The sequence below is a fragment of the Micromonospora sp. KC213 genome (assembly GCF_004348325.1).
Taxonomy (GTDB): domain Bacteria; phylum Actinomycetota; class Actinomycetes; order Mycobacteriales; family Micromonosporaceae; genus Micromonospora.
The window spans coordinates 1-6,663 of sequence record NZ_SMKF01000241.1 but is presented as its reverse complement, the minus strand read 5'-3'; the positions used below and the strand labels follow the sequence as shown (position 1 = coordinate 6,663).

Annotated in this window: 7 protein-coding genes; 5 read left to right on the top strand and 2 right to left on the bottom strand. The window is 72.3% G+C overall.

The genetic code is table 11. From position 1 onward, the window contains the following. The first annotated feature begins 85 nt into the window (after positions 1–85). The 3 genes from E1166_RS28465 to E1166_RS28455 all read left to right on the top strand — a co-directional run bounded on the left by E1166_RS28465 (position 86) and on the right by E1166_RS28455 (position 3,007). Positions 86–736 carry a disulfide bond formation protein DsbA gene (locus E1166_RS28465; RefSeq protein WP_132342964.1) on the top strand — a complete coding sequence of 217 codons (651 nt, stop codon included), beginning with the start codon at positions 86–88 and terminating at the stop codon, positions 734–736. Between the two features lie 282 nt (positions 737–1,018). Then, positions 1,019–1,975 (top strand): DUF5715 family protein, encoded by a 957-nt coding sequence (locus E1166_RS28460; protein ID WP_132342963.1) that lies wholly within the window; start codon positions 1,019–1,021, stop codon positions 1,973–1,975. Positions 1,976–2,077: 102 nt separating this feature from the next. Then, entirely contained in the window at positions 2,078–3,007 is a 930-nt protein-coding gene (locus E1166_RS28455; protein ID WP_132342962.1) for a PfkB family carbohydrate kinase, read from the top strand. A gap of 163 nt (positions 3,008–3,170) precedes the next feature. Here E1166_RS28455 and E1166_RS28450 read toward each other — a convergent pair whose 3' ends face one another. Next, the gene (locus E1166_RS28450; RefSeq protein WP_132260872.1) at positions 3,171–3,392 is read right to left on the bottom strand and encodes a DUF2188 domain-containing protein; all 222 of its coding nucleotides are present in this window, start codon (positions 3,390–3,392) and stop codon (positions 3,171–3,173) included. Between the two features lie 171 nt (positions 3,393–3,563). On the opposite strand from E1166_RS28450, the gene E1166_RS28445 reads away from it, so the two are divergent. Continuing rightward, positions 3,564–3,890: a hypothetical protein gene (locus E1166_RS28445; RefSeq protein ID WP_207914600.1), complete on the top strand. Its 327-nt coding sequence runs from the start codon at positions 3,564–3,566 to the stop codon at positions 3,888–3,890. A gap of 63 nt (positions 3,891–3,953) precedes the next feature. Here E1166_RS28445 and E1166_RS28440 read toward each other — a convergent pair whose 3' ends face one another. Beyond that, a complete protein-coding gene (locus E1166_RS28440) occupies positions 3,954–5,426 on the bottom strand; it encodes a hypothetical protein (protein WP_132342961.1) in 1,473 nt (490 codons plus the stop codon). Positions 5,427–5,566: 140 nt separating this feature from the next. On the opposite strand from E1166_RS28440, the gene E1166_RS28435 reads away from it, so the two are divergent. Further along, on the top strand, positions 5,567–6,250 hold the full coding sequence (locus E1166_RS28435) for a DUF305 domain-containing protein (RefSeq protein ID WP_132342960.1): 684 nt from the start codon (positions 5,567–5,569) through the stop codon (positions 6,248–6,250). The last annotated feature ends 413 nt before the right edge of the window (positions 6,251–6,663 follow it).

The window sequence follows — 6,663 nt, the reverse complement described above, 5'->3', positions numbered from 1 at the left end:
CCCCCGGCCCGCTCCGCCGCCGCCGCCCGGGGGAGGATCACCCAGAGCGGGCGGACGGGCCCGTAACGGCAGAGGAGACAACGGTATGAACGACCGCGCGACCGTGGACATGTGGTTCGACCCGGTCTGCCCCTGGGCGTGGGTGACCTCCCGGTGGCTGCTCGAGGTGGAGAAGGTCCGGCCGGTGGACATCAGGTTCAACGTGATGAGCCTGGCGGTGCTCAACGAGGGCAACGACAACGTGCCCGAGCCCTACCGGGACCGGCCCGACGCGTACTTCGCGCTGCGTCGCCTGTCCTGGGGGCCGGTGCGGATCTGCGTCGCCGCGGCCGAGGCGCACGGCCGGGAGGTCCTGCGGGACCTCTACACCGCCTTCGGCACCCGCATCCACCCCGGCGGGCAGCCGCTCGGGGAGGAGCTCAACCGCGCGGCGCTGGCCGACGCCGGGCTCGACCCCGCCCTCGCCGACGTGGCGGAGCGCACCGACCACGACGACGCGGTGCGGGCCAGCCACGACGCCGGGATGAAGCCGGTCGGCACCGACGTGGGCACTCCGGTGATCCACGCTCCGGGGCCGGTGCCCGGGCGGGCGGTGGCGTTCTTCGGCCCGGTGGTCACCCCGGCACCGAAGGGTGAGGCCGCCGGCCGGCTCTGGGACGGTGTCCTCCTGGTCGCCGGCACCCCCGGCTTCTACGAGCTCAAGCGCAGCCGCGACCTCGAGCCCTCCTTCGACTGACCGACCGCGGGGCCCTTCCGTTCTAACCCGGGCCGGCGGTGGCGCGACGCAGGATCGCAGAGGGCGCTCGAACCCGGCTGGAGCGTGTTCGAGTGGGTGCCGGTCGACCGCGCCCGCCCGATCCGACCCGGCGCTGTCGTCGTACGGTCAGGCGAAGACGAAGGCGATGAGTCGCACTTAGGGGCATATAAGGGCATTTCTGATTCCTTGGCGGCTATGGGTGGTTAGCGTGTGCCTCACGGTGATCCGTGCCGTGCGTGTCACACGGGAGAGGACCAGCCCATGCGCGTACCCAGCCGCAGCTCCGGACCCGAGCCGTCCGTCACCTCACCGGCCCTCGCCCGCCGGTCCCCGTCGCCGGCCCGCGCGGTCGCCCGCGTCCTGCCCGACCTCGACGCGTACCGCGACGCGGTCGCCGACCTGCTGGTGGAGGTCGCTGCGCTGGCCGATTCCGACGCCATCCTGGCCCGCCGGGTCCTGCTCGATCAGCGGATGCGCGAACCGGCGGTCGCCGCCGTGCTCGACGCCAGTCCGCAGGGCATCGTCGGCGCCCGTGAGACGCTGCTGCTGGAGATGGCCCGCTACCAGCCGAACGAACGCAACTCGGCCAGGGACCTCACTGCCCTGGTCCGGATCTACCTGCTCTCCCGCATCGACCTCATGTGGTGGCGCGACACCCCTACCTTCGGCACCGACGAGCAGGTCAACACCCACCCCGACCTGGTGGACCTGGAATGGCTGCGGCGGCGGGGGTTGCTCGCGTTCCGCTACCGGGAGCAGCCCGGCACGCTGTTCGGCCGAGGGGCGCGAGCGGTCGGTCGCCGGCTACGGCCCGACGCCACCCCGCGCACCGCCGGCGTCCGGTTCCGCCGGGCCCGACGCGAGATCGTCGCCCTGCTCAACGATGTTGCCCGGGAGTTCGACCGGGCCACCCCGGTCGGCACCCCGCCGCTGTGGGTCACCAGTCTGGTCCGCAGCGCCGAGCACCAGCACCAACTACGCCGTCTCGGGTACGCGGCGATGGTGCCCAGTGCCCACTGTCTCGGGTGGGCGGTCGACATCGAGATGAGCTGGTTCGCCCGCTTCGGTGTCCAGAAGATCCTGGCCGAGATCCTGTTCGCGCGGCAGGCCGCCGGTGAGCTGAACGTCGTCGACGAGGGACAGGCGTGGCACGTCTGCCTCGCCCCGGCCGCCCGCGCCCGGCTCCGCTCGGCGTACGAAGCAGAGATGGGAGCCTGAGGATGGTTGCCGTCCGACAGAAGCCTCCGCCTCCGCCCACTCCCGGCCGGCGGTCGCCGGCACGCCGACATGCCACGGCCGCCGGCGGGTAGTAGGGGCCGTATGGCGGAACCGGACGTGGTGGTGGTGGGGCAGATCGCCAGGGACCTGGTGCTCCAGGTGGACGAGCTGCCCGCGGCCTCGGGCACGGCGCCGGTGCGGTGCCGGCGGGAGCTGCTCGGCGGCAAGGGCGCCAACCAGGCGGTGGCGCTGGCACAGCTCGGTGTCGCTGTCGGCCTGCTGGGCGTGGTCGGCGACGACGAGATCGCCGATCGGCTGCTGGCCCGGGCCCGGGCCGACGGGGTCGACGTGGCAGCCGTGGTACGCCGGGCGGGCACCCCGACCGGGCTGATCGTCGACCTCGTCGACGCCGCCGGGAACTGGCACTACGTGCAGGACCTGCCCGAGCCGACGCTGCTCACCGCCGCCGACGTGCGCCGTGCCGCAGACCGGTTGCGGGCCGCCCGGGCGGTGCTGGTGCAGTTGCAGCAGCCGCACGAGGCGGCGTTGGCCGCCGCCGGTTGCGCCCGCCGGGCCGGGCGGCTGGTCGTGCTGGACGGTGCGCCCGAGGAGCGGTCGCGCGCTGCCGAACTGTTGGTGCTCGCCGATGTGCTGCGTACCGACGCGCGGGAGACCGAACTGCTGACCGGCGCTCGGCCGAACGACGCGACCGATGGCCGCCGGGCCGCCCGTGAGTTGCTCGGGCACGGCCCGACACTGGTCGCGGTGGAGGTGGACGGGGTCGGCAACGCCTTCGCCTGGCCCGGCGGCGACCTCTTCGTCCCGCTCAGCGACACCCCGACGGTGGACACCACCGGCGCGGGGGACGCCTTCGTCGCCGCGCTCACCGCCGGCCTGCTGCGCGGGGAACCCCGGGACCTCGTCGCCCGACGCGCCGTCGCCGCTGCAGGCGCCACGGTGGGGCACCCGGGTGGGCGCCCGGAACTCTCCGAGGAGGCGATCGGGAAACAGCTGGCGCTGATCCCGGCCTGAACCGTCGACCCGCGCGACCTGACCGCTTTGCCCCGCCAGCATGCCCCGATCGCCTGGGCGGAGCGGCAGTCGATCGCCCCCGCCCGGGGCTGCGACGACGGCGGCCTGCCGGAACCGCCTGTGGCCAGGTGGCTCCGGCAGACCGCCGGAGGGATCGCGCCGGTCAGCCCGCGGGCGGGAACGGGTCGTCCCGGTAGGTGTACTCGGTCTCGATCTTCCCGTCGGCGGTGTGCACCACCAGCTGGCTCGGCTCGTTGGCGTGGGCGATCTTGCGCCCTTGCTCGACCGCGCTGTGCTTGGTGTCGTACGAGCCGAGAGTCCTGTCGCCCTGCTCGACCTTCCAGCCCCCGCCGTTCGGCACCACGTGGTATTCGTTGCGCTTCATGTGCCGCCTTCCTCTCGTCGGTTCACCTCGCTGGTACCCCGCGTCGAGACCGGAAAACGACGGGCGGTCGACAACCGTCGAAGCCTGCCCCAGGCTTGGGGACATGCGGAGGGCCTTGGCGGGCACCGGACCGACCCTGCTGCTCGTCACCGCGGATGTACCGACTCCGCTGTGGACGCCCCACCCCGGCTGGTGGAGCCGGCCGCGTCAGCCGCCGCCGCGACGCCGACCGGCTCCCGGCAGGACGCCGACGAGGTCGCGCGCACCCTGGCCAGCCTGGGCCGCGTCGACGACCTGCCGCTGTACGAGATGACCTATGCCGGCGGGTACGACCCGACGGTTGGCACCGACGCCCGGCCGGCGCGGGTCCGTTCGGCTGTTCGCTCCTCGCGGCCGGTGGGGACCCGGCTCGGCCGCTGTTCGCCCGCAACTTCGACTGGGCGGCCCACCCGGCGGTTCCGGCGGGCGGCGGCGAGCGCCGCTACCGGCTGCCGGTGAGCTGACCGGCGTCCGCGCGAGGGCCCGGTCCCCAGTGGGACCGGGCCCGGTCGTGTCGCCCCGCTACCAGCTCAGGTAGCCGGCCTGGGTCTGCACGTTGAGCTCACGGAAGTGGACCAGGTGGGCCGTCCAGGTCCGCCAGTCGTTCAGCTCCAGCACGTCCAGGCCCTTCTGGATGTCGCTGGAGTAGATGTGCCCGTTGTAGTAGTACGTCGACCAGGCGCCGGCGGTGGTGAGTTGGGTGTCCGACAGCGGTCCCCGCTCCCAGTACGCGATCTCCTTCGGCTTGGCGGAATCGGTGAAGTCCCACACCGAAACGCCACCCTGGTACCACGCCTGCACCATGATGTCGCGGCCGAGCACCGGGATCAGCGAGCCGTTGTGCGCCACGCAGTTCTCGGTGTTCGCGTTGGTGCGCGGGATCTTGTAGTAGCTACGGAAGACCATCTTCCGGGCGTCACCACGGCCGGTGATGTCGTAGATGGCGTTCGCGCCACGGTGCGGGCCGACGGTGGCGTTGCAGGTAGCCGCGCCGCCGCCGCCCAGCTCGTCGGTGAAGACCACCTTGGTGCCGGCGTTGTTGAACGTGGCCGAGTGCCAGAACGCGAAGTTCACCGTGTCCCGTACCCGGTTGATCACCCGGGGCGCCTCGCGGTTGCGGATGTCCAGCAGGATGCCGTCACCCATGCAGGCGCCGGCCGCGAGGTCCTTCGCCGGGTAGGCGGTGATGTCGTGGCATCCGCTGGTTGCCGAGGCCTTCCCCGGGGCGCCCTCGTACCCGCCGTCGGGGAAGAGGTTCGGGGTGGCCACCACGGCGGCGTCGGTGGGCTTCTTCAGCGGCACCTTGACGATGGAGATGGAGTCGTGCGGCGGCTGGCAGTCCGGGAAGTCGGCCCGCGGGCTGTACGACGAGACGTACAGGTAGACCGTCTTGCGGTCCTTGCCCGGGACCAGGGTGTGGGTGTGCGAGCCGCAGGCGGTCTCCACCGACTTGATGTAACGCGGGTTGGTCTTGTCGGTGATGTCGAAGACCTTGATGCCCTCCCAGGACTCCTTCACCGAGGCCGACTGCGACGTGCTGGTGCAGGAGTCGTCGCTGCGCGAGGAGTCGGTGGAGAGGAAGAGCAGGTTGCCGTGGACCGAGATGTCATTTTGCGACCCGGGGCAGAGCACCTGCGACACGATCTTCGGTGCGCTGGGCCTGCCGATGTCGTAGATGACGAACCCGTTGTAGTTGCCGGCGAAGGCGTACCGGCCCTGGAAGGCGAGGTCGGTGCCGGCCGCGCCCGGGGTGTCGAACGGCGCCTGCTTGGGCAGGTTGGCGATCTGGCGCAGGTTGGGGCTGCTGGAGATCTCGTCGACCCCGAGACCGGGGTCGTTGGTGGCCGGTGCGGCGGTGACCGCGGCGACCGCCTCCGCGTCGGGCGTCGCGGCTGCGCTGCTGGCGGGAGCGGTGGTGAGGCTGGCGGCCAGCAGACCGGTGGCGACGACGCCGAGGGTACGCGACCGTCGTCGGTGGAGGGTGAGACTGATCATCGGCAGAGCCCTTCGGGCAGGGGGTGATGATGCTGGACACCCTACTATCCGACGAGGACCGTCGATGTGACTCGGGTCACACTTTGCGACTGTCGCCAATGGCTACGATCGGCGTGACCTCGATCGGAGGGGGAATCCGCATGACCGCCCGACGTGGACGGATCCTGCTCGTCGTCACACTCTCGGCCGTACTGCTGGCGGCGCTGGCGTTCACGCTGCGTCCCGCCGGCCGGCATGCCCCCGTGGAAGCCGGGACGGCCGTCGGCGTGACGCCGCCGGCGGCGACCAGCGGCGGCCCCTCGGTCATCGTGCCCGGCCGCCCCGGCGAGCCCGTCGTCGCCCGCCCCGCCGACGAGGTCCGCGTGACCGGGTCACCTCACTACAACTCGCTCGACGTCTGGTTCGTCCGGATGATGATCCCGCACCACCAGCAGGCCCTGCAGATGGCCCAGCTCGCGCCGGACCGGGCCGCCAGCCCGGGGATCAAGGCGATCGCCGACCGGATCAGGGGCGCGCAGGCGCCGGAGATCGGCATGATGCGCGGCTGGCTCAGCGCCCGGGGCCTCTCCGCCGAGGTGCCCGACCACGACCACGGCACGATGCGCGGCATGCAGTCGCCCGAGGCGCTGCGCCGGCTCGCCGCCGCCCGGGGAGCCGACTTCGACCGGCTTTTCGTACGAATGATGACCGAGCACCACCAGGGTGCCGTGACGATGGCCACCGACCTGCTCGGCGTGGGCGCGGACCAGCAGCTCAACGAGTTCGCCAACTCCGTCGCCACCGAGCAGGCGGTGGAGATCGACCGGATGCGCGCCCTGCTCTGACCGTCTCCGCCTCGCGGCGGGAATCTGCCGCCATGTTCGACGATGACGGCCGCCACGTGGTCGTCCCGGTCACCGGGTCAGAGCCGCTCCACCACCGCGCCCCGACACCGGTCGCGGCTGTCGAAGACATAGCGGGCGTGCCGGGCGACGAGGTCGCAGTCGAAGCAGTCGTGGTCGGTCACCACCACCGCGTCCGCCAGGGGTGCGCTCCACCAGCCGCCGATAGAAGTCGTCGACCCGGCGCAGTGACTCCGCGTCGCCCCCCGGAGACACCACCTTCGGGGTGTTCTCCAGCCGTCAGGTGGAGTTGCCCGGATCGATTCGTGCCAGCCGGTCAGTCGCCGGCCGGCGGCGGATCCCCGCCCGGCGGCGCGGTGGTGGTGGGCGGCGGGTCGGCCGGCCCGGTGGTGGGC

Excerpts from the sequence above, each read along its gene's own strand:
- E1166_RS28455 (WP_132342962.1), top strand. The coding sequence starts at position 2,078 with ATGGCGGAACCGGACGTGGTGGTGGTGGGGCAGATCGCCAGGGACCTG.
- E1166_RS28450 (WP_132260872.1), bottom strand. The coding sequence starts at position 3,392 with ATGAAGCGCAACGAATACCACGTGGTGCCGAACGGCGGGGGCTGGAAG.
- E1166_RS28460 (WP_132342963.1), top strand. The coding sequence starts at position 1,019 with ATGCGCGTACCCAGCCGCAGCTCCGGACCCGAGCCGTCCGTCACCTCA.
- E1166_RS28440 (WP_132342961.1), bottom strand. The coding sequence starts at position 5,426 with ATGATCAGTCTCACCCTCCACCGACGACGGTCGCGTACCCTCGGCGTC.
- E1166_RS28435 (WP_132342960.1), top strand. The coding sequence starts at position 5,567 with ATGACCGCCCGACGTGGACGGATCCTGCTCGTCGTCACACTCTCGGCC.
- E1166_RS28465 (WP_132342964.1), top strand. The coding sequence starts at position 86 with ATGAACGACCGCGCGACCGTGGACATGTGGTTCGACCCGGTCTGCCCC.